The 24881-nt window shown below is 66.4% G+C and carries 20 protein-coding genes and 1 riboswitch; of the genes, 14 read left to right on the top strand and 6 right to left on the bottom strand.

The annotated features are described in order from the left end of the window. Window positions 1-7: 7 nt before the first annotated feature. On the top strand, window positions 8-1753 hold the full coding sequence (locus tag ACWKV7_RS15705; protein ID WP_483858623.1) for a methyl-accepting chemotaxis protein: 1746 nt from the start codon (window positions 8-10) through the stop codon (window positions 1751-1753). 30 nt (window positions 1754-1783) lie between these two features. Here ACWKV7_RS15705 and ACWKV7_RS15700 read toward each other — a convergent pair whose 3' ends face one another. Continuing rightward, window positions 1784-2518: a substrate-binding periplasmic protein gene (locus ACWKV7_RS15700; RefSeq protein ID WP_483858622.1), complete on the bottom strand. Its 735-nt coding sequence runs from the start codon at window positions 2516-2518 to the stop codon at window positions 1784-1786. Further along, window positions 2505-4187, bottom strand: coding sequence for an ABC transporter substrate-binding protein (locus ACWKV7_RS15695; RefSeq protein ID WP_483858621.1), 1683 nt, complete (start codon window positions 4185-4187; stop codon window positions 2505-2507). The genes ACWKV7_RS15700 and ACWKV7_RS15695 overlap by 14 nt, the downstream gene beginning before the upstream one ends. A gap of 343 nt (window positions 4188-4530) precedes the next feature. On the opposite strand from ACWKV7_RS15695, the gene ACWKV7_RS15690 reads away from it, so the two are divergent. Next, window positions 4531-6453, top strand: coding sequence for a putative nucleotidyltransferase substrate binding domain-containing protein (locus tag ACWKV7_RS15690; protein ID WP_483858620.1), 1923 nt, complete (start codon window positions 4531-4533; stop codon window positions 6451-6453). 15 nt (window positions 6454-6468) lie between these two features. Here ACWKV7_RS15690 and ACWKV7_RS15685 read toward each other — a convergent pair whose 3' ends face one another. Both ACWKV7_RS15685 and ACWKV7_RS15680 read right to left on the bottom strand, forming a co-directional pair. Next, complete coding sequence (locus ACWKV7_RS15685; protein WP_483858619.1) at window positions 6469-6915, bottom strand: c-type cytochrome; 447 nt, start codon at window positions 6913-6915, stop codon at window positions 6469-6471. An 81-nt stretch (window positions 6916-6996) separates the two neighbouring features. Further along, window positions 6997-7449, bottom strand: a complete 453-nt coding sequence (locus ACWKV7_RS15680) for a hypothetical protein (protein WP_483858618.1) — start codon at window positions 7447-7449, stop codon at window positions 6997-6999. A gap of 254 nt (window positions 7450-7703) precedes the next feature. Here ACWKV7_RS15680 and ACWKV7_RS15675 point away from each other — a divergent pair, with 254 nt between their 5' ends. The 5 genes from ACWKV7_RS15675 (at window position 7704) to ACWKV7_RS15655 (ending at window position 12939) form a co-directional block, all read left to right on the top strand. Further along, window positions 7704-8957 carry a cation:proton antiporter gene (locus ACWKV7_RS15675; protein ID WP_483858617.1) on the top strand — a complete coding sequence of 418 codons (1254 nt, stop codon included), beginning with the start codon at window positions 7704-7706 and terminating at the stop codon, window positions 8955-8957. Window positions 8958-9056: 99 nt separating this feature from the next. Continuing rightward, a riboswitch (S-adenosyl-L-homocysteine riboswitch) is annotated at window positions 9057-9140 on the top strand. Between the two features lie 22 nt (window positions 9141-9162). Further along, entirely contained in the window at window positions 9163-10569 is a 1407-nt protein-coding gene (gene ahcY / locus ACWKV7_RS15670) for an adenosylhomocysteinase (protein ID WP_483858616.1), read from the top strand. Window positions 10570-10744: 175 nt separating this feature from the next. Next, a complete protein-coding gene (gene metF, locus ACWKV7_RS15665; protein WP_483858615.1) occupies window positions 10745-11590 on the top strand; it encodes a methylenetetrahydrofolate reductase [NAD(P)H] in 846 nt (281 codons plus the stop codon). 56 nt (window positions 11591-11646) lie between these two features. Continuing rightward, window positions 11647-12414, top strand: a complete 768-nt coding sequence (locus ACWKV7_RS15660) for a substrate-binding periplasmic protein (RefSeq protein WP_483858614.1) — start codon at window positions 11647-11649, stop codon at window positions 12412-12414. A gap of 264 nt (window positions 12415-12678) precedes the next feature. Further along, window positions 12679-12939 (top strand): hypothetical protein, encoded by a 261-nt coding sequence (locus ACWKV7_RS15655; protein WP_483858613.1) that lies wholly within the window; start codon window positions 12679-12681, stop codon window positions 12937-12939. A 99-nt stretch (window positions 12940-13038) separates the two neighbouring features. On the opposite strand, the gene gbdR is transcribed toward ACWKV7_RS15655, so the two are convergent. Continuing rightward, complete coding sequence (gene gbdR, locus ACWKV7_RS15650; RefSeq protein ID WP_483858612.1) at window positions 13039-14142, bottom strand: choline metabolism transcriptional regulator GbdR; 1104 nt, start codon at window positions 14140-14142, stop codon at window positions 13039-13041. Window positions 14143-14527: 385 nt separating this feature from the next. Next, entirely contained in the window at window positions 14528-15904 is a 1377-nt protein-coding gene (locus ACWKV7_RS15645; protein WP_483858611.1) for an L-serine ammonia-lyase, read from the bottom strand. Window positions 15905-16194: 290 nt separating this feature from the next. Between ACWKV7_RS15645 and choX (ACWKV7_RS15640) the strand changes: the two genes are divergently transcribed. From choX (ACWKV7_RS15640) to betA, 7 genes are all read left to right on the top strand, one after another. Continuing rightward, window positions 16195-17139 carry a choline ABC transporter substrate-binding protein gene (choX, locus tag ACWKV7_RS15640; RefSeq protein ID WP_483858610.1) on the top strand — a complete coding sequence of 315 codons (945 nt, stop codon included), beginning with the start codon at window positions 16195-16197 and terminating at the stop codon, window positions 17137-17139. A 259-nt stretch (window positions 17140-17398) separates the two neighbouring features. Further along, window positions 17399-18337, top strand: a complete 939-nt coding sequence (gene choX / locus ACWKV7_RS15635; RefSeq protein WP_483858609.1) for a choline ABC transporter substrate-binding protein — start codon at window positions 17399-17401, stop codon at window positions 18335-18337. Between the two features lie 150 nt (window positions 18338-18487). Continuing rightward, on the top strand, window positions 18488-19333 hold the full coding sequence (gene choW / locus ACWKV7_RS15630) for a choline ABC transporter permease subunit (RefSeq protein WP_483858608.1): 846 nt from the start codon (window positions 18488-18490) through the stop codon (window positions 19331-19333). Next, on the top strand, window positions 19330-20574 hold the full coding sequence (gene choV, locus ACWKV7_RS15625; protein ID WP_483858607.1) for a choline ABC transporter ATP-binding protein: 1245 nt from the start codon (window positions 19330-19332) through the stop codon (window positions 20572-20574). Before choW ends, choV begins: the two co-directional genes overlap by 4 nt. Before the next feature lie 353 nt (window positions 20575-20927). After that, on the top strand, window positions 20928-21521 hold the full coding sequence (gene betI / locus ACWKV7_RS15620; RefSeq protein WP_483858606.1) for a transcriptional regulator BetI: 594 nt from the start codon (window positions 20928-20930) through the stop codon (window positions 21519-21521). 82 nt (window positions 21522-21603) lie between these two features. Beyond that, on the top strand, window positions 21604-23076 hold the full coding sequence (gene betB, locus ACWKV7_RS15615; RefSeq protein ID WP_483858605.1) for a betaine-aldehyde dehydrogenase: 1473 nt from the start codon (window positions 21604-21606) through the stop codon (window positions 23074-23076). A gap of 107 nt (window positions 23077-23183) precedes the next feature. Next, window positions 23184-24866 carry a choline dehydrogenase gene (gene betA, locus ACWKV7_RS15610; RefSeq protein ID WP_483858604.1) on the top strand — a complete coding sequence of 561 codons (1683 nt, stop codon included), beginning with the start codon at window positions 23184-23186 and terminating at the stop codon, window positions 24864-24866. Window positions 24867-24881: the final 15 nt, after the last annotated feature.

Below are 24881 nucleotides of genomic sequence, written 5' to 3'. Positions count from 1 at the left end.
AATATCGATGGGTACCAGCAGTTCCTCGAAAGCCATCCCGATCACCCTATGCGCCATCGCGGCCACGTTCATCGCCTTGCTCTACAGCTTTCTGGCGATGAAGCAGGCCTCCTCGGACCTGCGCGAGGTCAGCGAGAACCGCTACAACTCCTACCTGCTGGCGGACGAATTGCGCCAGAGTTCGGATGACCTGACCCGCCTCGGGCGCACCTACGTGGTGACCGCCGACCCGCGCTACGAACAGCAGTACCTGCGCATTCTCGACATTCGCAACGGCAAGGCGCCCAGGCCGCAGAAGTACCACCGCATCTACTGGGACTTCGTCGCCGCGGGCAACGACAAGCCGCGCCCCGACGGCCAGACCATCGCCCTGTCCGAGCTGATGAAGCAGGCCGGCTTCACCGAGGCCGAGTTCGCCAAGCTGCAGCAGGCGCAGGCCAACTCCGACGGCCTGGTGCAACTGGAGGTCAAGGCGATGAATGCGGTGAAGGGGCTGTTCGACGATGGCAACGGCGGCTACACGCGCCGCGCCGAGCCGGACATGGAACTCGCGCGCACGTTGGTGCACAGCCCGGAGTACCACACCTACAAGGCCAACATCATGAAGCCGGTGGACGAGTTCTTCGGTCTACTGGAGGAGCGCACCGGCGCCGCGGTGCAGAACGCCGACCAGGCACTGGGCCGGGCCCAGAACCTGTTCATCGCGGTGCTGCTGGTCTTGATCGCCGAGGTGATCCTGCTGATCTACCTGGGCCGCAAGCAAACCCTCGCCCGGCTCGGGGCCAAGCCGGCCGTACTCGACCAGGTACTCGGCGAAATCGCCAACGGCAACCTGGCGGTGGCCATTCCCGAGGCCAGCGCGGACAGCGCGCTGGGCCGCGTGCGGGTGATGAACGACCGGCTCAAGGCCCTGATCGGCGATGCGCTGGCCACCAGCGAGCGGCTGCATGCGGCGGTCGGCCAGGTCGGCGAGATGGTGGACAACACCGCCGCCAGGGCCGCGCAGCAGAACCAGATGACCGACCTGGTGGCGACCGCGGTCCACGAGATGGGGCTGACGGTGCAGGAGATCGCGCGCAACGCCAGCGGCGCCGCGCACTCCTCGCAGGCGGCGCGCAACGAGGCTCAGCAGGCCAGCCAGGTGGTCGACAAGTCCGCCCGTCATATCGAGAACATGGCCGACGAGATCGGCAGCGCTGCCCAGGCCGTGGGTCATCTGGCTGAGCAGGTCGCCTCCATCGACCAGGTGTTGGCGGTGATCCGCGGGATTTCCGAGCAGACCAACCTGCTGGCGCTGAACGCCGCCATCGAGGCGGCGCGCGCCGGGGAAATGGGCCGCGGCTTCGCCGTGGTGGCCGATGAGGTGCGCACGCTCGCCGGGCGCACCCAGGGTTCCACCGACGAGATCCAGCAGATGATCCAGGGCCTCAAGCAGGGCGCGGAAACCGCCGTCAACTCGATGCGCGCCAGCCAGGCCGCCACGGGCACGGGAGTGGAAGCCAGCCAGCACACCGCTGAATCGCTGCAGCTGATCAGCCAGCAGATCGACCACATCAGCGACATGAACCGCCAGGTAGCCACCGCCACCGAAGAGCAGTCGTCGGTCACCGAGGAGATCAATCGCAACGTGCAGGGCATCGCCGATATCGCCCACTCGACCACCCACGAGGCCCAGCGCTGCCAGGAGGACTGCCGTACCCTGCGCCAGCTGGCCGACAGCCTGGCGGCGCAGATGGGCGGTTTCCGCCTCTGAGACCGCGGCGTTCGAGCGGGCTGGCCCGGCTCAGTCCAGCTCGACGCCGTAGCGCCGGTAGATCTCGCGGATCTGGCCGTTGCCGTAGAGTTCCTTGAGCCCCTTCTGCAGCCGGGCGATGACGGCGGGGTCAGTGCGCGGATGGCAGGCCATGGCCTCCATCATGGTGAGAAAGGGCAGCACCTCCACCGGGCGGTCCTCGGTTTCCTTGGCCAGGCTGCTGATCACCGCTTCGCTGGAGGCCCACAGCGGTGCGCGACGACGCATCAGCTTGAGCAGGTTGAGCGATTCCTTGTTGGAAAACTCCACCTCGAAACCCTCGCCTTGCAGGTATTCGCCGGCACCCGAGCCGAGGTGGCTGAGAATGCGCAGGCCATGGGCATCCTCCAGGCTGCGCAGCGACGGCACCTTGTCGGGCGGCGCATACAGGCTCAGGCGCGAGACCAGCATGGGGCCAACCCAGGCATAGAGCGGCTCGCGCTCCTGCCGGCGTTCCAGCAGCAACAGGCAGTTGCCGGGGCGCAGGCCGGTTTCGCGGATCGCCCGGGTCAGCGGCAGAAAGGTCAGGTTGTATGGCACCCCGGTGTGCCGCTGCAGCAGCGCCGCCAGTTCCACCGCCAGGCCCTGGGCCTGGCCGCGCTCGTCCAGGTAGGCATAGGGCGGTCGCTCCCAGGCGAACAGAGTCAGCTCCAGCGCACGTTCGTCCGCCTGTGGGCCGGCGCCGAGCAGGGCGAGCAGCCAGGGCCAATGCCTAATGCCAAGCACGCAGGGCCTCCTCGTAGCTCAGGGTGCGGCCCGGCGGCCGCTCGTTGGCCAGGGCCGGATAGGGCGCGCCCGGCTGGGCCAACCAGTACTGGGCACCGCGCGCCGGTGCCAGACGTGGCGCGCAGGGGTGATCGCTGCGCTTGCCCAGTCTCTCTAGGTGACGGTCGAACGCCTGTGCCAGCGCCTGCATGGCGCTGGCTGCCGTGCGCTGGCCGGCCAGCGCCGGGTAGGCCTGCCGCCACCACTCGTTGGCCATGCCGGGGTAATCCGGCACATTGGTACCGGTCGGTGTCCATTGCAGGGCCGCGCGGCTGCGGTAGAACTCCAGCAGGCCGCCCATCTGCGGTGCATAGCCATCCATCAGCGGCGAAAAGATGTCGGAACGGCGGATCGGCGTCAGCCCGACGAGAAATTTGCGCAGCGACACGCTCTTCGACACGCTGAACTGGGCGTACAGCCAGGCCGCCTGGCGCTGCCGGGGCGGCGTGTTGCGCAGGAAGGTCCAGGCGCCGACGTCCTGGTAGCCAGACTTCATGCCCTCGCGCCAGTAGGCGCCATGGGGCGAAGGCGCGACCCGCCACTTCGGCAGCCCCTGGCTGTCCATCACGTTGATGTTGGCGCGGGTGTAGTCGCGGGTGAAGGCGGTGTACCAGAAGATCTGCTGGGCGATATGGCCCTGGGCGGCTACGTTGCCGGCCTGGTTGAAGGTCATCCGCTGCGCCTCGGGCGGAGCGAACCGCCGCAGCCAGTCGATATAGCGATCCAGCGCGTAGACCGCCGCCGGGCTGTCGAGCGCGCCGCCGCGGCTCATGCTGGCGCCCACCGGGCGGCAGCCTTCGACCCGGATGCCCCAGTCGTCCACCGGCAGGCCGTTGGGCAGCCCGGTATCGCCGACCCCGGCCAGCCCCAGCCAGGCGTCGGACAGGCGCCAGCCGAGCGACGGATCCAGCGCGCCGTAATCCATGTGGCCGTAGACGCGCTGGCCATCGATCTCGCGCACCTGGTCGCTGAAGAATTCGGCAATGTCCTCGTAAGCCGTCCAGTTCTGCGGCACGCCAAGCTCGTAGCCGTAACGGGCGCGAAAGGCCTTGCGCAGCTCCGGGCGGTCGAACCAGTCCTGCCGATACCAGTAGAGGTTGGCGAAATGCTGATCGGGCAGTTGGTAGAGCTTGCCGTCTGGCGCGGTCACGAAGGGCAGGCCGAGGAAGTCCTGCAGATCCAGGGTCGGCAGGGTCAGCGCGGCCGCCTCGCCCTCGATGAAGTCGCTCAGCGGCAGCACGGTGTCGCCACGGAAGTGCGCACCGATCAGGTCACTGTCGCTGATGTAGGCGTCGTACAGGTGCAGGCCGGTTTCCTGCTGGGCGCGTAGTTTGTTGACCACATCGTCCTCGCCGGTGATCTCGTGGATCACCCGGATGCCGGTGAGCCGGCTGAACAGCGGCGCCAGCACGGTCGCCTCGTACCAATGGGTATCGATGTGCTCGGAGACCACCCGCACGGTCATGCCGCGATAGGGCTTGGCCTGCTCGACGAACCAGCTGAGCTCGGCGCGTTGCTGCGCGGCATCGAGCGTGCTGGGCCGCAACTCGGCAAGGGCCTCGGCCATCGGCTCGGCAGCCCGGGAGAGTGAACTGACTACACAACAGACCAGCCAGAGCCAACGGACCATGAGCGCTCCCTGGAAGAGTTCCCTGCCAAGTGTAGGCGAGGGGTTTCGGCTTGGCTGGCGTGGTGAACGCGCAACCAGCACCGCATGTCCGTTCGGCGGATGGTTCTTCAGCGAAACGCGGTGGGGTCGATATCACACGTCCTAACCGCTGGCACCAAAGCGGCTCCGAACATGACCAATTAATGGCTATCAGCCATTACTCAGGCTTCGCCGGCGCGAATGCCGGCAGCCCCGCCTTGATCCACGACAAATCGCCCCGCGCTCGCTTCACTAGACTTACGTCCAATGTTCCCCCGTCCAAGGGGCAACCGACCATGGCCCATCCCTCAGACGGAAGCGCGGCATGAACACAGCGGACGCCTCCCCACCGGCGGGCAAGCCGGATATCCACGCCACCATGGAATTCCTGCGCCGGTTCCCGCCGTTCAACCAGATGGACAGCGCGCACCTCGGCTACCTGGTGGAGAACTGCCGGCAGTGCCGCTACGCCGCCAGCGAATCGATCATCAAGCCCGACGACGGCCCGGTGCAGCACTTCTATATCGTCCAGCACGGCCGGGTGCACGGCGAGCGCCCGCATTCGGCGCGGCGAGGCACGGAGACCACCTTCGAGATCGCCGCCGGCGAGTGCTTCCCGCTGGCCGCCCTGATCGGCGAGCGGGCCACGCGCACCGAGCACCTGGCCGCCGAGGACACCGCCTGCCTGCGCTTGGACAAGCCGGCGTTCGTCAAATTGTTCGCCCTCTCCAGCCCGTTCCGCGACTTCGCCCTGCGCGGCGTCAGCAGCCTGCTGGACCAGGTCAACCAGCAGGTGCAGCTGCGCGCCGTGGAAAACCTCGGTGCGCAGTACTCGCTGGATACCCGCCTGGGTGAGCTGGTGATGCGCCAACCGGTGACCTGCACCGCGGAGACGCCGGTGCAGAGCGCCGTGCGGCAGATGCATGAGCAGCATGTCGGCAGCATCGTCATCGTCGACGGGCAGCAGCGCCCGCACGGCATCTTCACCCTGCGCGACCTGCGCAAGGTGGTGGCCGACGGACAGCTCGGCCTCGACCAGCCGATCCGCCTGGCCATGACCCCGTCGCCGTTCTACCTGTCGCCGGAGGCCAACGCCTTCGACGCCGCCATCGCCATGACCGAGCGGCACATCGCGCACATCTGCCTGGTCGAGCAGGAGCGCCTGATCGGCGTGGTCTCCGAGCGCGACCTGTTTTCCCTGCAACGCGTCGACCTGGTGCACCTGGCACGCACCATTCGCCACGCCGGCCGGCTGGAAACCCTGGTGGCGCTACGCCGCGACATCCTGCAACTGGTCGAGCGCATGCTTGCCCACGGCGCCTCGTCGACGCAGATCACCGAGCTGATCACCCTGCTCAACGACCACACCGTCTGCCGAGTGATCGAGCTGACCCTGGAAGAAGCCGGCGACCCCGGCGTGCCCTTCACCTGGCTGGTGTTCGGCAGCGAGGGGCGGCGCGAGCAGACCCTGCACACCGACCAGGACAACGGCATCCTGTTCGAAGCCGAGGATGCCGCCGACGCGGCGATGGTTCGCGGCCGGCTGCTGCCCTTGGCGGCGCGCATCAACCAGGCCCTGGCCGAGTGCGGCTTCGAGCTGTGCAAGGGCAACATCATGGCCGGCAACCCGGAGCTGTGCCTGTCGCGGCACGAGTGGTCGCGGCGCTTCGCCGGCTTCGTGCGCTCGGCGACGCCGGAGAACCTGCTGGGGTCGAGCATCTATTTCGATCTGCGCGCGGTCTGGGGACCCCAGGAGGGCTGCGACCTGCTGCGCCGCGAGCTGCTCGAAGCGATCCACGGCAACAGCCTGTTCCAGCGCATGCTGGCGGAGAACGCCCTGCGCCAGCGTCCGCCGCTGGGGCTGTTCCGCGATTTCGTGGTGGCCAGCAAGGGCGCCGAGAAACACACGCTGGATCTCAAGGTGCAGGGCCTGACGCCGTTCGTCGACGGCGCCCGCCTGCTGGCGCTGGCCCACGGGGTGGAGGCCTGCAACACCCTGGAGCGGCTGCGGCAACTGGTCGCCCAGGGCGAAATCGAGGCACTGGACGGCGCCGCCTACGAGGAGGCCTATCAGTTCATCCAGCAAACGCGCATGCAACAGCACCAGCAGCAGGCGCGCCAGGGGCTGCCCTACTCCAACCGCCTCGATCCGGACAGCCTGAACCAGTTGGACCGGCGCATCCTGCGCGAAGCCTTCCGCCAGGCCCAGCGCCTGCAAAGCAGCCTGGCGCTGCGCTACCAGCTCTGAGCCCGGCGCGCGGCCTCAGTAGGCGCGGAACTCCTGGTGGCACGCCTCGCAGGCGTCCTCGACGCGCTGCATCGGAGCGGCCAGGGCCTTGGGCTCGAGGGGCGGCCGGGTGGTCGCCTCGACCAGCGCCGCGGTGCTGTCCTCCAGGTCGCGGGCCAGTTGCTGGAAGCGCTCCTGGCGCTGCCAGACCTCGTCGCGGGCGCTGGTCTTGGCGTCTTCCTTGGCCGCGGGGAAGTGCTGCCAGGGCTGACGCGACAACTGCTCGAGCGTCGCCGCGCCTTCGCTGAAGCGCTGCGCATCGAAGGCCAGCCGCCCGCGCAGCATGCCGCCCAAGTCCTCGCTGGTCTTCAACATCTGCTTGAACAGCGCCTTGCGCTGGCCGAGCGGTGAGTCGGGGTCGATGCGGTTGCAGGCAGACAGGCCGAAACAGAGCAGTAGGGTCAGCAATAACTTGAGGTTCATAAAGGCCCGGGGGAAGACAAAAAGCGACAACGAAGCGCGATTATCCCCCTGCCAGCGCCCGGATACCAGGCGCGGCCGGGCCTACTGCCCGGCGACCGGTGTCCACTCGCCGCCGGCGCTCTCGCAATCGACCTTGGCCTGGGCGCGATCCGGCGCCTGGTAGTGATAGGTCACCAAGCGGGCATCGTCGGGAATCTGCGGCGACGAAAACACCCCCTTGCCGTATTGCCCGGTGGCCTGCTCGTTGGCCAGTGCCGCCTGGGTCATCACCGCGGTGCATGTGCCGAAGTAGCCGGTCGGGCAGTCTTCGCGCAGGCGCTTGCGCGTGCCCAGAGCATCCCGGCTGCGTTCGGCGTCGCAGACCCAGTCCAGCGAATCGGCGGGCATGCCGCGGTGTTCGAAGCAGTATTCGCTCGCGCCGGCGAGCTGCACGCCGCTCTGTTCGTCGCTTTGCACGTAGCAGGAATCGGCCACTGCCGGCAGACAGAGCGGCAGCGTCAGCAGCGCCACCGAGTTGCGCAGGGAAAGCATCATAGCGAGCCTCCAGCTTGAGTGGATTTGCCGGTTGCCAGGCCGGCCCTCAAGTCTGTGACCGACGGGAAGAAACAAGAGTTCGCCGCGATCGCCCAGCGAAGCGGCCAAACCTGGCGCCCGTGCACTGCCATCACAGGGCCGCCTGCTTTAGAATCCGCCGACCAACGCCGGCCCGCATTATTCCTGCGCCGGCTCGCCCGCGCGCCCGGAATCGCTTCCAGGTCGCCCCTCCACCCAATCAAGGGACTGATCGCATGCTCGAAATCGCGGCCGTCTTCATCAGCCTCACCGCCCTGCTCGCCTACCTCAACCACCGCTTCATCGGCTTCCCGCCCACCATCGGCGTGATGGCCATCGCCCTGGTCTTCTCGCTGCTGCTGCAGGGCCTCAGCGCCCTGGGCTACCCCGGCATCAAGCACGGCATCGAGCAGTTGATGGCACGCATCGACTTCAACGACCTGCTGATGAACGGCATGCTGTCCCTGCTGCTATTCGCCGGCGCCCTGCACATCAACCTCAGCGACCTGCACCAGCGGCGCTGGGCCATCGGCTTGCTGGCGACCTTCGGCGTGCTGGTCTCCACTGCGCTGATCGGCGGTGGCGCCTACTGGGTATTCCGGGTATTCGGCTTCGACGTGAACCTGCTGTATTGCCTGCTGTTCGGCGCGCTGATATCGCCCACCGACCCCATCGCCGTGCTCGGCATCATGCGCTCGGCGGGCGCGCCCAAGCCGCTGGAGATCACCATCGTCGGCGAGTCGCTGTTCAACGACGGCGTGGCGGTGGTGGTATTCACCGTACTGCTGGGCATCCTCGCCGCCGGCGAGGTGCCGAGCGTCGGCGAGATCGGCTGGCTGTTCGCCGAGGAAGCCATCGGCGGCGGGCTGTTCGGCGCGCTGCTGGGCTGGATCGTCTATCGCATGCTGAAAAGCATCGACCAGTACCAGGTCGAGGTGCTGCTGACCCTGGCGCTGGTGATCGGCGGCTACACCTTGGCCACCCATCTGCACCTGTCCGGGCCCATCGCCATGGTGGTGGCCGGGCTGATCATCGGCAACCACGGCCGCGAGCACGCGATGTCCGACCAGACCCGCGACAACGTCGACAACTTCTGGGAGCTGATCGACGAGATCCTCAATGCCGTGCTCTTCGTGCTGATCGGCATGGAGCTGCTGCTGCTGCCGTTCAGTTGGCTGTACCTGCTGATCGGCCTGGCCCTGGCCGCGCTGATCCTCGCCACCCGCCTGCTCACCGTCGGCGTGCCCTTCGCCCTGTTGCGCCTGCGCGGCACGGTGACCAACGGCACCATTCGCCTGCTCACCTGGGGCGGGCTGCGCGGCGGCATTTCCGTGGCCCTGGCGCTGGCGCTGCCGGCAGGCGAAGAGCGCAACCTGCTGCTGAACATCACCTACATCATCGTGCTGTTCTCGATCCTGGTGCAGGGCCTGACCATCGGCCGCCTGGTACGCAGCATCTGCGGCAGCGAACCGCGGGCCGGCGGCCACTGAGGCAGCCCGCACAGCTGATCCGCGGCGCTTGGGAATAGCGGCTTACCCGGCTATACTCGCCGGGTTTCACCGGCCGACCCGCTCGGCCGTGCCCGCCACCCGTTCGAGGGGCGCTGCAGCAGGCCAGAAGCCTGTCAGGCTCGAACGGGGCGTTACCCAACGCATCAACGGCGCCCATTCGCACACTACGAATGGAGAGACTCGCATGAGCGCTGTCATGACGCCTGCCGACTTCAACGACTTCAAAGTCGCCGACATTTCCCTGGCCGCCTGGGGCCGCCGCGAAATCATCATCGCCGAATCCGAGATGCCCGCCCTGATGGGCCTGCGCCGCAAGTACGCCGGCGAACAGCCGCTCAAGGGCGCGAAGATCATCGGCTGCATCCACATGACCATCCAGACCGCCGTGCTGATCGAGACGCTGATCGCCCTCGGCGCGGAAGTGCGCTGGTCGTCCTGCAACATCTTCTCCACCCAGGACCAGGCCGCCGCCGCCATCGCCGCCGCCGGCATCCCGGTATTCGCCTGGAAGGGCGAGACCGAGCAGGAGTACGAGTGGTGCATCGAGCAGACCATCCTCAAGGACGGCCAGCCGTGGGACGCCAACATGATCCTCGACGACGGCGGCGACCTGACCCAGATCATCCATGAGAAGTACCCGGCGATGCTGGACAAGATCCACGGCATCACCGAGGAAACCACCACCGGCGTGCACCGCCTGCTCGACATGCTCAAGGCCGGCACCCTGAAAGTCCCGGCGATCAACGTCAACGACTCGGTGACCAAGAGCAAGAACGACAACAAGTACGGCTGCCGCCACAGCCTCAACGACGCCATCAAGCGCGGCACCGACCACCTGCTGTCGGGCAAGCAGGCGCTGGTGATCGGCTACGGCGACGTGGGCAAGGGCTCGGCGCAGTCGCTGCGCCAGGAAGGCATGATCGTCAAGGTCTCGGAAGTCGACCCGATCTGCGCCATGCAAGCCTGCATGGACGGCTTCGAGCTGGTCTCGCCGTACAAGAACGGCATCAACGACGGCACCGAAGCCTGCGTCGACGCCGCGCTGCTGGGCAAGATCGACCTGATCGTCACCACCACCGGCAACGTCAACGTCTGCGACGCCGGCATGCTCAAGGCACTGAAGAAGCGCGCCGTGGTGTGCAACATCGGCCACTTCGACAACGAGATCGACACCGCCTTCATGCGTGCCAACTGGGGCTGGGAGGAGGTCAAGCCGCAGGTGCACAAGATCCACCGCACCGGCAAGGACATCGATCCGGCCAACGACGACTACCTGATCCTGCTCGCCGAAGGCCGCCTGGTGAACCTGGGCAACGCCACCGGCCACCCGAGCCGCATCATGGACGGTTCCTTTGCCAACCAGGTGCTGGCGCAGATCCACCTGTTCAACGCCAAGTTCGCCAACCTGCCGGCCGGCGACAAGCCATCGCAGATCCGCGTCGAAGTGCTGCCGAAGAAGCTCGACGAAGAAGTGGCGCTGGAAATGGTGAAGGGCTTCGGCGGCGTGGTCACCCAGCTGACCGCCAAGCAGGCCGAGTACATCGGCGTCACCGTGGAAGGCCCGTTCAAGCCGGACGCCTACCGCTACTAACGACAGCCCGTAGGGTGGGTCGCGCCGCGCAGCGGCGTAACCCACCATCGCTGACGACGGGCTTTCAGCGTCGCCGCAACCGCTGCCTGGCGGGTTACGCGCCGCACGAGGGCCCAGGATGGTCCAGCTCCAGTGGCTGGTGGCGCTAACCCGCCCTACGAAGGAAACCTTCTCCATGACTCAAGAACGCCGTTACAGCTTCGAATTCTTCCCGGCGAAGACCGAGGCCGGGCATGAAAAACTGTTGGCCACCGCACGCAACCTGGCCAGCTACAAGCCGGATTTCTTCTCCTGCACCTACGGTGCCGGCGGCTCGACCCGCGACCGCACCCTGAACACCGTGCTGCAACTGAACAGCGATGTCGGCGTAGCCACCGCGCCGCACCTGTCCTGCGTCGGCGACTCCAAGGCCGAGCTGCGCGACCTGCTGCAGAAGTACAAGAGCGCCGGCATCCAGCGCATCGTCGCCCTGCGCGGCGACCTGCCGTCGGGCATGGGCATGGCCAGCGGCGAGCTGCGCTACGCCAACGAACTGGTCGCCTTCATCCGCGAGGAAACCGGCGCTCATTTCCATATCGAGATTGCCGCCTACCCGGAGATGCATCCGCAGGCGCGCAACTTCGAGGACGACCTGGCCAACTTCGTGCGCAAGGCCAAGGCCGGCGCCAGCAGCGCCATCACCCAGTATTTCTTCAACGCCGACAGCTACTTCTACTTCGTCGAGCGGGTACGCAAGCTGGGCGTGGAGTTGCCGATCGTGCCGGGCATCATGCCGATCACCAACTACAGCAAGCTGGCGCGATTCTCCGATGCCTGCGGCGCGGAAATCCCGCGCTGGGTGCGCAAGCAGCTGGAAGCCTATGGCGACGATGTGCAGAGCATCCAGGCCTACGGCGAGCAGGTGATCAGCGAGATGTGCGAACGCCTGCTGGCCGGCGGCGCGCCGGGGTTGCACTTCTACACCCTGAACCAGGCCGATCCCAGCCTGGCGATCTGGAACAACCTCAAGCTGCCCCGCTGAGGTCGAACAGCGGGCGAGCGATCGTCCGCTGCTTGTTTTGGCCTAAGCTTTCTCCCATGAAAGCATCGGCAATCGGCCTGCTCGCCCTGTTGTTCTCCGCACTGGCGGCAAGGGCCGACTCCAACACCCTGCAGATCGTCACCGAGCCCTGGCCGCCGTATATCTACGAGGAGCAGGGCCAACCGCGCGGGCTCGACTACGAGATGGCCTCCCGCGTGCTTGAGCGCCTGGGCATTTCCGCCGAACTGAGGCTGCTGCCCTGGCGCCGCGTGCTCAGCCAGATCGAGAGCGGCGAAGCCGACGCCATTCTCGATATCTTCAAGACCGCCGAGCGCGAAGCGCACCTGCTGTTTCCCGAGGAACCGCTGTCGCAGAGCGAGATGGTGCTGTTCTACGCCAGGCAACGACCGCACGCCTTCGACACCCTGGAGGACCTGCGCGGGCTGAAGATCGGCGTCTCACCGGGCTACTGGTATGCCAACCCGGAATTCCGCGAGGCCGACTATTTCATCCGCGAGCCGGCACCGAGCCACGAGGCCAATCTCGGCAAGCTGTTGCGCGGCCGTATCGATCTGGTGGTCTGCGACCGGCGGGTCTGCAGCCACCTGGGAAAATCCATGGGCATCGCCGAGAAGATCGCCTACCACCCGCGCCCCATCAGTCGGGACGCGCTCTACCTGGCCTTTCGCAAGGAAAAGGGCATGGACCGGCTGGTCGAGCGGTTCGATGCCGAACTGCGACGCTTCAAGCAGAGCGAGGAGTATCGCCAATTGCTCGACAGCCACGACGAGCAGACCGCCGAACCGCCCGTCCACTGGCGCTGAAACCCGTCCCGCGCACAAAAAAAGCCCCCACCAAGCCGACAAGCAAGCGGGGGCAAACATATGGGGTAGCTGCTACGCACCAAGCCGGCGACCAACCGGCTGTCCGGGACGAAGACGGTTTCATTGTGCGGCGCCCCCGGGGCGGCGAATTAGCCGAAAGCGACCTGCATTTACGCGTGCCAGCCATTCGCTGCGAGGCGCCCTTGCCGCTAGGCTTAGGCCTGACCAGAATCGCTGTCACCATCACCGACGAGGGCTGCCCCCATGATGCACGCGGACTTGATCGATCAGGAGGACCTGCGCGAACGCCTGTTGGCGCTGGGCTTCGAAGTGCCCACCGGCGCCAGCCCGGAACAGGCCTGCGAACGCGCCGTGCTCGGCCTCAGCGAAGCACGGGCGGCAGCCTTGCGACACCTGGTGGAGCAGATGCTCGGCAGCGGTGCGACCATGCTGCCGGCAGTGCGCGAAGCCATCTCCCGCCACCTGCTGCCAGCCCTGGCGCAGTACCAGCAGAGTCACCGCTGATCCGGCTCCGATAACCTTGCAGGAGCGGGCCATGCCCGCGATGCATTGGCGCCGCCGGGTTTCGCGGCCCGCTCCTACCGAAGCGGGCCGATCGCGGCGCTACAGTCGCACGCTGGCGAATGTCGACTCGCCGCGCGCCTGGCTGAGGGCGGACAGGGCGCCGGCCATGGGCGCCAGTACCATGGCCTGGGGCACGGTCATCAGCATCACCGGCTGCGAGTTGTTGGAACTGGCGCGCTCGTCCCGTGGCGGGATGCCGAAGTATTCGCGGTAGCACTTGGAGAAATGCGGGGTGGAGACGAAGCCGCATACCGAGGCCACCTCGATGATCGACATCGGCGTCTGCTTGAGCAGCTGCCGCGCGCGGATCAGCCGCAACTTCAGGTAATAACGCGACGGCGAGCAGTGCAGGTACTTCTGGAACAGCCGTTCGAGCTGGCGACGGGAGACATTGACGTACACCGCCAGTTCGTCCAGGTCGATGGGCTCCTCCAGGTTGGCCTCCATTAGGGTGACGATTTCCTGCAACTTCGGCTGGTTGGTGCCGAGCATGTGCTTGAGCGGCACGCGCTGGTGATCCTGCTCGTTGCGGATGCGCTCGTAGACGAACATTTCGGAGATCGCCGCCGACAGTTCGCGGCCGTGCTCGCGGGAGATCAGGTGCAGCATCATGTCCAGCGGCGCGGTGCCGCCGGAGCTAGTGAAGCGGTTGCGGTCGAGGGTGAACAGGCGGGTGCTCATGCCTACGCGGGGGAAGGCTTCCTGCATCGCCGCCAGACATTCCCAGTGCACGCTGCATTCGAAGCCGTCGAGCAGGCCGGCGCAGGCCAGCGCCCAACTACCGGTGCACACGCCGCCCAGGCGCCGCCCCTGGCGTGCCTGGCTCTGCAGCCAGCTGATGTGTTCGCGGGTGACGCTGCGCTGGATGCCGATGCCACCGCAGACGATCACCATGTCCAGCGCCGGCGCCTTGGCCATGGCGGAGTCCGGGGTGATCTGCAGACCATCGCTGGCCCATACCTGGCCGCCGTCGGCGGTCAGCGTGCACCAGCGGTAAAGCTCGCGGCCGGACAGCTGATTGGCCATGCGCAGGGGCTCGACTGCCGAAGCCAGGGAAATCAGGGTGAAGTTGTCCAGCAACAGAAAGCCGATGGACTGCGGAGCACGGTTCTGGGGTTGTGCCCCGGGGTTGAACTGCGACATCACGGTACCTCCTCACGCAAAGCAGCTGTGGCCTCGTTCGAGGCTCTCTTGTAGTTATGGCTGTGGGCGCGCCGAAGCGGCCCTGAGCTGTGCTGGAATCAACGCAAATGCCGTGCCCAAACTTGAATGGACGTTCAATTAAAAAAGAACGGTCGCAAACGCCGCTCTAAATTGCGACATCCACCGTTTTCCCGCACGCCCGCGAGCGGGCGGCAATGCCCGCCGCAGCGGGCCCCTGAGCACTTCGGTAGCACTGCCCGAGCGACCGGTGTCACCACACGCACACCCACCCCGGCCAGCGCTAACCGTTCGGTCAGGTGCGCGCCGCCATGCACCATTGGCTGGCGCGCACCCGCTCCCGTGAGCGACAACGGCGCAACGCCGCTCAGCACTCGATGGCATTGACCGCCAGGCCGCCACGGGAGGTTTCCTTGTACTTGTCGTGCATGTCGGCCCCGGTGTCGCGCATGGTGCGAATCACCCGGTCCAACGAGATGAAATGTTCGCCATCTCCGCGCAAGGCCATTTGCGCGGCGTTGATCGCCTTCACCGCGGCGATGGCGTTGCGCTCGATGCAGGGCACCTGCACCAGGCCGCCGACCGGGTCGCAGGTCAGGCCGAGGTTGTGCTCCAGGCCGATTTCGGCGGCGTTCTCCAGTTGCGCCGGGGTGGCGCCGAGCACTTCGGCGAGCCCCGCGGCGGCCATGGCGCAGGCCGAGCCGACCTCGCCCTGGCAGCCGACCTCGGCGCCAGAAATGGAGGCGTTCTTCTTGCACAGGATGCCCACCGCCGCGGCGCCGAGGAAAAACCGCACCACGTCGTCGTCGCAGGCATCCGGGTTGAACTTCATGTAGTAGTGAAGCACCGCCGGAATGATGCCGGCGGCGCCATTGGTCGGCGCGGTGACCATGCGCCCGCCGGCGGCGTTTTCCTCGTTGACCGCCAAGGCGAACAGGTTGACCCATTCCATGGCGCTCATGGTCGAGCCGATCACGTTGGGCTTGCCCAGCTCCTGCAGGCTGCGATGCAGCCGGGCGGCACGACGACGGACATTGAGCCCGCCGGGCAGAATGCCTTCCTGCTTCAGGCCGTTGTTCACGCACGCCTGCATGGCGTGCCATAGCCGCAGCAGGCCGTCGCGGATCTGCGCCTCGCTGCGCCAGGCTTTTTCGTTCTCCAGCATCAGCTGCGACACGCTCAGGCCGTGGCGCTGGCACAGTTGCAGCAGCTCGACGGCACTGGAGAAGTCGTAAGGCAGCACGGTGCGATCCTGATCGAGCTGGCCGGCGGCGGCTTGCGCCTGATCGACGACGAAACCGCCACCGATCGAGTAGTAGGTGTCGCAATGCAACTCGCCCTGCTCGCCGAAGGCGCCGAGGGTCATGGCATTAGGGTGATAGGGCAGGTTTTCGTCCAGCAGCAGCAGATCCCGCGACCAGTCGAAAAGCACCGGCCATTCGCCGCCCAGCAGCAGCCGCTTGCCTTCCCTCAGGGCCGCGATGCGCGGGGCGATCTGGCTGGGGTCGATGCGATCCGGCCATTCGCCCATCAGCCCCATGATGACCGCATTGTCGCTGCCATGTCCGACGCCGGTGGCGGACAGCGATCCGTACAGCCGCACCTCGACGCGCGTCACCTGCGCCAGCAGCCCGCGCTCGTCGAGTGCCTGGACGAACAGCGCGGCGGCGCGCATCGGCCCCACCGTGTGGGAACTGGAGGGACCGATACCGATTTTGAACAGGTCGAACACACTGATGGCCATGCCTTTCTCCTGCAAGTTCGAGCCGTGCCGGACACGCTCGGAGCCGCGGATCATCAGGCTTTTCACTGCCCGGACGGCATCCCACACCGACCCGGCCTTATCCACCAGCGCCGCCCTCAACCCGGGCCTATTCATAACGCCGCGCGCGTTCGGCAGATGCGCTGGAAACGACCTCACCGCTACCAAATGCGACCTCGTCGGTAGGCGCAGCGGCGCAGCCTGCTCCATGATCTGGAGCGACCGACCATCGCCGCGCCGGCCGTCGACGCGACTCAGCAAGGATAGAGATGATGAAAACCGTGATTTCCCTGGGTCTGGCCCTGTGCCTGGCCGCCCCGCAACTGGCCCTCGCGGCCGAGCCGGCCAGTTGCAAGAAGGTGCGCTTTTCCGACGTCGGCTGGACCGACATCACCATGACCACCGCGGTGACCCGCCTGCTGCTCGGCTCCCTCGGCTATGTCACCAGCGTCAAGCGCATGTCCGTGCCGGAAACCTACCAGTCACTCAGCGAGGCGCAGCTCGACGTGTTCCTCGGCAACTGGATGCCGAGCATGGAGGGCGACATCCGTCCGTACCTGGACAACGGCAGCGTCGAGACCCTGCGCGCCAACCTGACCGGCGCCAAGTACACCCTGGCCGTGCCGGAGTACGTCTACGAGGGCGGCCTGAAGAGCTTCGACGATATCGCCAGGTACGCGGACAAGCTGGACGGCAAGATCTACGGCATCGAGCCGGGCAACGACGGCAACCAGCTGATCAGCAAGATGATTGCCGAGAACGCCTTCGGCCTGCGCGACTTCAGCCTGGTGGAAAGCAACGAAGCGAAGATGCTGGCCAGCGTGCAGCGCGCCGAACACCTCGGCCAGTGGCTGGTATTCCTCGGCTGGGAACCGCACCCGATGAACACCCGGATCAAGATGCGCTACCTCGAAGGCGGCGACGTCTGGTTCGGTCCCGACTACGGCGGCGCCACCGTCTATACCAACGTGCGCAAGGGCTATGCCGAGGAATGCCCCAACGTCGGCCGGCTGCTGAGCAACCTGGAGTTCAGCCTGGACATGGAGAACCAGTTGATGGAGGCCGCACTGAGCCAGACCGTCAACCGCCGGCAGGCCGCCAAGGCCTGGCTCCAGGAGCATCCGCAGAAGCTCGATACCTGGCTCGCCGGGGTACAGAGCCGCGACGGCCAACCCGGCGCGGAGCGGGTCAAACGCAAGCTCGGCCTGCTCGACTAGCCGAAAACCCCGCGGCGGATGCGGCGCAAAAGCAGCGGTTGCGACGCCGCCGACACTGGATGCGACCCGCGCTGCGCTGGTTGCGACGCACCCCGTAGGCGTTTGATTTCGCCTGTTCCATGATCGAGACCAGTTCACGCGCTAGGCTGGAAAAACGTGCCGTCCGCCATGCAGAAGCGGCGCACCGAAGTGCCATCACGAAAGCACAGCGGCGCTCAGCCTGTTAGGCTGTCCCCGTCAAACCGTAAGGAGTTCGTCCATGAAAGTATCGAAAACGTTGCTGCTGGCCGCATCCCTGAGCCTACCGCTGCTGACCCAAGCGGCAGAGCCGGAGTCTTGCAGCACAGTACGTTTCGCCGATGTCGGCTGGACCGATATCACCGTCACCACGGCGGTCACCAGCGAGGTGCTCGAAGCCCTCGGCTACAAAACCAAGACCAATCTGCTGTCGGTACCGGTGACCTACAAATCATTGGAGAACAAGGATATCGATGTGTTCCTCGGCAACTGGATGCCGACCATGGAGAACGACATCAAGGAATACCGCGACAAAGGCACCGTCGAAACCGTGCGCGCCAACCTCGAAGGCGCCAAGTACACCCTGGCCGTGCCGAGCTACGCCTATGACGCCGGGCTGAAGAGCTTCGCCGACATCGCCAAGTTCGCCGACAAGCTGGACAACAAGATCTACGGCATCGAGCCGGGCAACGACGGCAACCGCCTGATCCAGGGCATGATCGACAACGACACCTTCGGCCTGAAAGGCTTCAAGGTGGTCGAATCCAGCGAGGCCGGCATGCTGTCCCAGGTGCAGCGCTCGATCCGCCGCGAACAGTGGGTGGTCTTCCTCGGCTGGGAACCGCACCCGATGAACGCCCGCTTCCAGATGAAATACCTCGATGGCGGCGACGATGTGTTCGGCCCCGACTTCGGCGGCGCGACCATCTACACCAACGTGCGCAAGGGTTACACCCAGGAGTGCTCGAACGTCGGCAAGCTGCTGCAGAACCTCGAGTTCAGCCTGGCCATGGAAAACCAGCTGATGGACGCCGTGCTCAACGAGAACCAGAAGCCGGACGCCGCTGCCGAAGCCTGGTTGAAAGCCAACCCGCAGGTGCTCGACGCCTGGCTGGCCGGTGTGACCAGCCGCGACGGCAAGCCCGCGCTGGACGTGGTCAAGGCCAAGCTGGGGCTGTAACCGCCCCGCTCAAGGCCTGATGCCGTCGCCGGCGGGCGTGAATCGCCCGCCGGCCCCCTCCCCTCCCGATGTGATCGGGTGGAGCAACTCCGAGGCGATTCGCCAGGCGGCCGCCTCACTGTTTTCCTCTGAATGTGGACGCTCAATACCATGCTGACTGACCACAAGATCCCCCTCGGCCAATTCATCGCCAACTTCGTCGATTGGCTGACGCTGGTCGGCGCCGACTTCTTCGATGCCTTTGCCGATGGCCTGTCCATGATGATCCAAGGGGTCATCGATGGCCTGCTCTGGTTCAACCCCTACGTGCTGATCGGCCTGTTCGCGCTGCTGACCCAACTGATCCAGCGCAAATGGAGCCTGACCCTGTTCTGCGTGCTGTCGTTCCTGCTGATCCTCAACCTCGGCTACTGGCAGGCGACCCTGGAAACCCTCGCACAGGTGCTGTTCGCCACCCTGGTGTGCATCGCCATCGGCGTGCCGCTGGGCATCGTCGCGGCGCACAAGCCGGTGTTCTACACCGTGATGCGCCCGGTGCTGGACCTGATGCAGACCGTACCCACCTTCGTCTACCTGATCCCCACGCTGACCCTGTTCGGCCTGGGCGTGGTACCGGGGCTGATCTCCACGGTGGTGTTCGCCATCGCCGCGCCGATCCGCCTGACCTACCTCGGCATTCGCGACGTGCCGCAGGAGCTGCTCGACGCCGGCAAGGCCTTCGGCTGCTCCAGGGCCCAGCTGCTGGCACGCATCGAGCTGCCCCACGCCATGCCGAGCATCGCCGCCGGCATCACCCAATGCATCATGCTGTCGTTGTCGATGGTGGTGATCGCCGCGCTGGTCGGCGCCGACGGCCTCGGCCGTCCGGTGGTCAACGCGCTGAATACCGCCGACATCGCCCTCGGCTTCGAAGCCGGGCTGGCCATCGTACTGCTGGCCATCCTGCTCGACCGCGTGTGCAAACAACCCGACGCCAAGGTGAGGGCTGACGCATGAGCATGATCCGTTTCGACAAGGTCGATGTGGTCTTTGCCAAGAACCCACGGGCCTCGCTTGCCCTGCTGGACAAGGGCCTGAGCCGCGACCAGATCATCAAGGAAACCGGCCAGGTGGTCGGCGTGGAGAACGCCAGCCTGGAGGTCGAGCGCGGCGAGATCTGCGTGCTGATGGGGCTGTCCGGCTCCGGCAAGTCCAGCCTGCTGCGCTGCATCAACGGCCTCAACACCGTCAGCCGCGGTCGCCTGTTGATCGAGCATGAAGGCGAGGAAGTGGATATCGCTACCTGCTCGCCGGCCACGCTCAAGGCCATGCGCACCAAGCGCATCGCCATGGTGTTCCAGAAGTTCGCCCTGATGCCCTGGCTGACGGTGGCGGAGAACGTCGGCTTCGGCCTGGAGATGCAGCACCGCCCGGCCGCCGAGCGCAAGAAGCTGATCGCCGACAAGCTCGAACTGGTGGGCCTCAGTCAGTGGCGCAACAAGCGCCCGGACGAACTCTCCGGCGGCATGCAGCAGCGCGTCGGCCTGGCCCGCGCGCTGGCCATGGATGCCGACATCCTGCTGATGGACGAACCCTTCTCCGCCCTCGACCCGCTGATCCGCCAGGGTCTGCAGGACGAGTTGCTGGAGCTGCAACGCAAGCTGCACAAGACCATCGTGTTCGTCAGCCATGACCTGGACGAGGCGCTCAAGCTCGGCTCGCGCATCGCCATCATGAAGGACGGCAAGATCATCCAGTACAGCAAGCCGGAAGAGATCGTGCTCAACCCGGCGGACGACTACGTGCGCAACTTCGTCGCCCATACCAACCCGCTCAACGTGCTCTGCGGCGACAGCCTGATGCGACCGCTGGACGAATGCCGCCGCGAGGACGGCGAGCTGTGTCTGGACCAGGGCCGCGACTGCTGGCTGAAACTCACCGCCGACGGCCAGTTGCAGCAGGCCCGCTGCGGCGATCAGCGCCTGCAACTGCAGAGCTGGCAGGCCGGCGAGCCGCTGTCCGCGCTGCGCCGCGAACCGACCCTGGTCGACCTGCGCATCCCGATGCGCGAGGCGCTGGAAATCCGCTACCAGACCGGCCACAAGCTGGTGCTGCAGGACAACGGCCGCATCGTCGGCATCCTCGGCGACAGCGAGCTGTACCACGCACTGCTCGGCAAGAATCTGGAAAAGGCCGATGACTCCGAGGGCGAGCCCTCCGCCAAGGCCAAGCCGTCGCCGTTGTCGAAGGTCGGCTGAGCGTACAGGGCCAATGTAGGGGCGAATTCATTCGCCTGGGCACGTTAAGGCGAATAAATTCGCCCCTACATTTCCCGCAGCAGCGTAGCCCGGATAAGCGCCAGCGCAATCCGGGGCGGCGCCCCCCGGATCGCATCGCGCTGCACGTCAGTGCTCCCGCTACCTGGCGGCACTGAGCCCGTTCAGGCTAGGCTTCCCGGCGCCCCGCCCGCTTGGCAGCCGTCCACGTGCCACCCTGTCAATGTCGCGTCCCGCTCCGGCGAGGTCGTTTTTATTGATTGTTCGTTCAATAAAAACCTCCTAGACTGTCCGCAGTCCTAGTGCCACGCCGGTTGCGGCGGAGGAGTCGCCTGATGCCCAAAGTTGGAATGCAACCGATCCGCCGTTCGCAGCTGATCCACGCCACCCTCGAGGCGGTCGATCAGGTCGGCCTGGGCGATGCCAGCATCGCCATGATCGCCAAGCTCGCCGGCCTCTCCAACGGCATCATCAGCCACTATTTCCAGGACAAGAACGGCCTGCTCGAAGCCACCATGCGCCACCTGATGGCGGCGCTGAACATGGCCGTGCGCCAACGCCGCCGCGCCCTGGCCGACGACAGTCCGCGGGCGCACATCCACGCCATCATCGAGGGCAACTTCGACGACAGCCAGGTCAACGGCCCGGCGATGAAGACCTGGCTGGCGTTCTGGGCCAGCAGCATGCACCAGCCGTCGCTGCGCCGCCTGCAACGGATCAACGACCACCGCCTGTATTCCAACCTCTGCTGTGAGTTCCGCCGCGTGCTGCCCATCGAAGACGCGCGTGCCGCCGCCCGTGGCCTGGCCGCGCTGATCGATGGCCTGTGGCTGCGCGGCGCGCTGTCCGGCGATGCCTTCGACACCCGGCAGGCATTGCAGATCGCCTACGAATACCTCGACCAGCAACTGGCCAAGCAGGCCGGCTGACCGGTAGGGGCGAATTCATTCGCCCGACGAACCCCGAGCGGGCGAACGAACTCGCCCCTACACCGCTATTCAGGAGACCGCTATGGCTCGCTTCGAACAACAAAAGCTCTATATCCATGGCCAGTACGTGGACGCCACCAGCGGCGCCACCTTCGAGAGCGTCAACCCCGCCACCGGCGAAGTACTGGCCGAAGTGCAGCGCGCCTCGAAGGACGACCTCGAACGCGCCGTGGCCAGTGCCGAAGCCGGGCAGAAGGTGTGGGCGGCGATGACCGCCATGCAGCGCTCGCGCATCCTGCGCAAGGCAGTGGATATCCTGCGTGAGCGCAACGACGAGTTGGCCGAGCTGGAAAGCCTGGACACCGGCAAGCCTTTGAGCGAAACCCGCTACGTCGACATCGTCACCGGTGCCGACGTGCTCGAATACTACGCCGGCCTGGTCCCGGCCATCGAAGGCGAGCAGATCCCGCTGCGCGAGTCCTCCTTCGTCTACACCCGCCGCGAGCCGCTGGGCGTGGTGGCCGGCATCGGCGCCTGGAACTACCCGATCCAGATCGCCCTGTGGAAGTCCGCCCCGGCCCTGGCCGCCGGCAACGCGATGATATTCAAGCCCAGCGAAGTCACCTCGCTGACCACCCTCAAGCTGGCCGAGATCTACACCGAAGCCGGCCTGCCCGACGGCGTGTTCAACGTGCTCACCGGCAGCGGTCGCGAAGTCGGCCAGTGGCTGACCGAGCACCCGCGCATCGAGAAGATTTCCTTCACCGGCGGCACCGATACCGGCAAGAAGGTCATGGCCAGCGCCTCCAGCTCATCGCTCAAGGAAGTCACCATGGAGCTGGGCGGCAAGTCGCCGCTGATCGTCTTCGACGACGCCGACCTCAACCGCGCCGCCGACATCGCGGTGATGGCCAACTTCTACAGCTCCGGCCAGGTCTGCACCAACGGCACCCGGGTGTTCGTGCCGCGGGCGTTGCAGGCGCGCTTCGAGGCCAAGGTGCTGGAGCGAGTCAAGCGCATCCGCCTGGGCAGCCCGCTGGCCGAGGACACCAACTTCGGCCCGCTGGTCAGCTTCGCCCACATGGAAAACGTGCTCGGCTACATCGCCAAGGGCAAGGCCGAAGGCGCGCGCCTGCTCTGCGGCGGTAACCGCGTCACCGACGGCGACTACGCCCAGGGCGCCTACGTGGCACCGACGGTGTTCAGCGACTGCACCGACGACATGACCATCGTGCGCGAGGAAATCTTCGGCCCGGTGATGAGCATCCTGGTCTACGACGACGAGGCCGAAGTCATCCGTCGCGCCAACGCCACCGACTACGGCCTGGCCGCCGGCGTGGTGACCCAGGACCTGAACCGCGCCCACCGAGTGATCCACCAGCTGGAAGCCGGCATCTGCTGGATCAACACCTGGGGCGAGTCGCCGGCGGAAATGCCGGTGGGCGGCTACAAGCAATCCGGCGTCGGTCGCGAGAACGGCCTGACCACCCTGGCTCACTACACTCGCATCAAATCCATCCAGGTCGAGCTGGGCGGCTACACCTCGGTGTTCTGAGCGCCCGCACCACTCCCTCTCCCACCGGGAGAGGGCCGGGGTGAGGGGGCGGTGCAGCGCACTGCCACCAACTCCGGCACCCGAGCAGTCCCTCCGAAGGATGTCCCATGCCACAAGAATTCGACTACATCATCATCGGCGCCGGCTCGGCCGGTAACGTGCTGGCCACCCGCCTGAGCGAAGACGCCGACGTCAGCGTGCTGCTGCTGGAAGCCGGCGGTCCGGACTATCGGCTGGACTTCCGCACCCAGATGCCCGCCGCCCTCGCCTACCCGCTGCAGGGCCGCCGCTACAACTGGGCCTACGAGACCGACCCGGAACCGCACATGAACAACCGCCGCATGGAGTGCGGGCGCGGCAAGGGCCTCGGCGGCTCCTCGCTGATCAACGGCATGTGCTACATCCGCGGCAACGCCTTGGACTACGACAACTGGGCCAAGGCCAAGGGCCTGGAGGACTGGACCTACCTCGACTGCCTGCCCTACTTCCGCAAGGCCGAGACCCGCGACATCGGCCCCAACGACTACCACGGCGGCGACGGCCCGGTCTGCGTGACCACGCCCAAGCCCGGCAACAACCCGCTGTTCCACGCCATGGTCGAAGCCGGCGTGCAAGCCGGCTACCCGCGAACCGACGATCTGAACGGCTACCAGCAGGAAGGCTTCGGCCCGATGGATCGCACAGTCACGCCCCAGGGCCGGCGCTCCAGCACCGCCCGCGGCTACCTCGACCAGGCCAAGGGCCGGCCGAACCTGACCATCGTCACCCATGCCCTCACCGAGCGCATCCTGTTCAGCGGCAAGCGCGCCATCGGCGTCGCCTACCTGCATGGCAACAGCGACAACCCGGTCAGCGTGCACGCCAAGCGCGAAGTGCTGCTCTGCGCTGGCGCCATCGCCTCGCCGCAGATCCTGCAACGCTCCGGCGTCGGTCCCGGCGCGCTGTTGCGCGATCTGGACGTGCCCGTGGTGCTCGACCTGCCCGGCGTCGGCGCCAACCTGCAGGACCACCTGGAGATGTACCTGCAATACGCCTGCAAGGAACCCGTATCGCTATTCCCCGCGTTGCAATGGTGGAACCAGCCGATGATCGGCGCCGAGTGGCTGTTCCTCGGCAGCGGCATCGGCGCCAGCAACCAGTTCGAGGCTGGCGGCTTCATCCGCACCAGCGCCGAGTTCGAGTGGCCGAACATCCAGTTCCACTTCCTGCCGGTGGCGATCAACTACAACGGCAGCAATGCGGTGAAGGAGCATGGTTTCCAGGCCCATGTCGGCTCCATGCGCTCGCCCAGCCGCGGCCGTGTGCAGGCCAAGTCGAAGGACCCGCGCCAGCACCCGAGCATCCTGTTCAACTACATGAGCACCGAGCAGGACTGGCAGGAATTCCGCGACGGCATCCGCCTGACCCGCGAGATCATGCAGCAACCGGCACTGGACCCGTACCGTGGCCGCGAGATCAGCCCCGGCGTCGACTACACCTCCGATGCCGACCTCGACCGCTTCGTGCGCGAACATGCGGAAACCGCCTTCCACCCCTCCTGCTCCTGCAAGATGGGCGAGGACGACATGGCGGTGGTCGACGGCCAGGGCCGGGTGCATGGGCTGGAAGGCCTGCGGGTGGTCGATGCGTCGATCATGCCGATCGTCACCACCGGCAACCTCAACGCACCGACCATCATGATGGCCGAGAAGATCGCCGACCGGATTCGCGGCCGCACGCCGCTGCCACGCAGCACCGCGCCCTACTACGTGGCCCACGGCGCGCCGGTCAGGGGTCCTTCCCTGCGCTGAGCGGCCCGCGGCGCC

This window comes from Zestomonas ipomoeae (assembly GCF_057128665.1).
The sequence above is the reverse complement of the archived record's forward strand: the minus strand, read 5'-3'. Positions and strand labels throughout refer to the sequence as shown.

What these genes read in the sequence shown, in the direction of transcription:
- ACWKV7_RS15705 (WP_483858623.1), top strand. Translation starts at nt 8, where the DNA reads ATGGGTACCAGCAGTTCCTCGAAAGCCATCCCGATCACCCTATGCGCC.
- ACWKV7_RS15695 (WP_483858621.1), bottom strand. Translation starts at nt 4,187, where the DNA reads ATGGTCCGTTGGCTCTGGCTGGTCTGTTGTGTAGTCAGTTCACTCTCC.
- ACWKV7_RS15690 (WP_483858620.1), top strand. Translation starts at nt 4,531, where the DNA reads ATGAACACAGCGGACGCCTCCCCACCGGCGGGCAAGCCGGATATCCAC.
- ACWKV7_RS15685 (WP_483858619.1), bottom strand. Translation starts at nt 6,915, where the DNA reads ATGAACCTCAAGTTATTGCTGACCCTACTGCTCTGTTTCGGCCTGTCT.
- ACWKV7_RS15680 (WP_483858618.1), bottom strand. Translation starts at nt 7,449, where the DNA reads ATGATGCTTTCCCTGCGCAACTCGGTGGCGCTGCTGACGCTGCCGCTC.
- ACWKV7_RS15675 (WP_483858617.1), top strand. Translation starts at nt 7,704, where the DNA reads ATGCTCGAAATCGCGGCCGTCTTCATCAGCCTCACCGCCCTGCTCGCC.
- ahcY (WP_483858616.1), top strand. Translation starts at nt 9,163, where the DNA reads ATGAGCGCTGTCATGACGCCTGCCGACTTCAACGACTTCAAAGTCGCC.
- metF (WP_483858615.1), top strand. Translation starts at nt 10,745, where the DNA reads ATGACTCAAGAACGCCGTTACAGCTTCGAATTCTTCCCGGCGAAGACC.
- ACWKV7_RS15660 (WP_483858614.1), top strand. Translation starts at nt 11,647, where the DNA reads ATGAAAGCATCGGCAATCGGCCTGCTCGCCCTGTTGTTCTCCGCACTG.
- ACWKV7_RS15655 (WP_483858613.1), top strand. Translation starts at nt 12,679, where the DNA reads ATGATGCACGCGGACTTGATCGATCAGGAGGACCTGCGCGAACGCCTG.
- gbdR (WP_483858612.1), bottom strand. Translation starts at nt 14,142, where the DNA reads ATGTCGCAGTTCAACCCCGGGGCACAACCCCAGAACCGTGCTCCGCAG.
- ACWKV7_RS15645 (WP_483858611.1), bottom strand. Translation starts at nt 15,904, where the DNA reads ATGGCCATCAGTGTGTTCGACCTGTTCAAAATCGGTATCGGTCCCTCC.
- choX (WP_483858610.1), top strand. Translation starts at nt 16,195, where the DNA reads ATGAAAACCGTGATTTCCCTGGGTCTGGCCCTGTGCCTGGCCGCCCCG.
- choX (WP_483858609.1), top strand. Translation starts at nt 17,399, where the DNA reads ATGAAAGTATCGAAAACGTTGCTGCTGGCCGCATCCCTGAGCCTACCG.
- choW (WP_483858608.1), top strand. Translation starts at nt 18,488, where the DNA reads ATGCTGACTGACCACAAGATCCCCCTCGGCCAATTCATCGCCAACTTC.
- choV (WP_483858607.1), top strand. Translation starts at nt 19,330, where the DNA reads ATGAGCATGATCCGTTTCGACAAGGTCGATGTGGTCTTTGCCAAGAAC.
- betI (WP_483858606.1), top strand. Translation starts at nt 20,928, where the DNA reads ATGCCCAAAGTTGGAATGCAACCGATCCGCCGTTCGCAGCTGATCCAC.
- betB (WP_483858605.1), top strand. Translation starts at nt 21,604, where the DNA reads ATGGCTCGCTTCGAACAACAAAAGCTCTATATCCATGGCCAGTACGTG.
- betA (WP_483858604.1), top strand. Translation starts at nt 23,184, where the DNA reads ATGCCACAAGAATTCGACTACATCATCATCGGCGCCGGCTCGGCCGGT.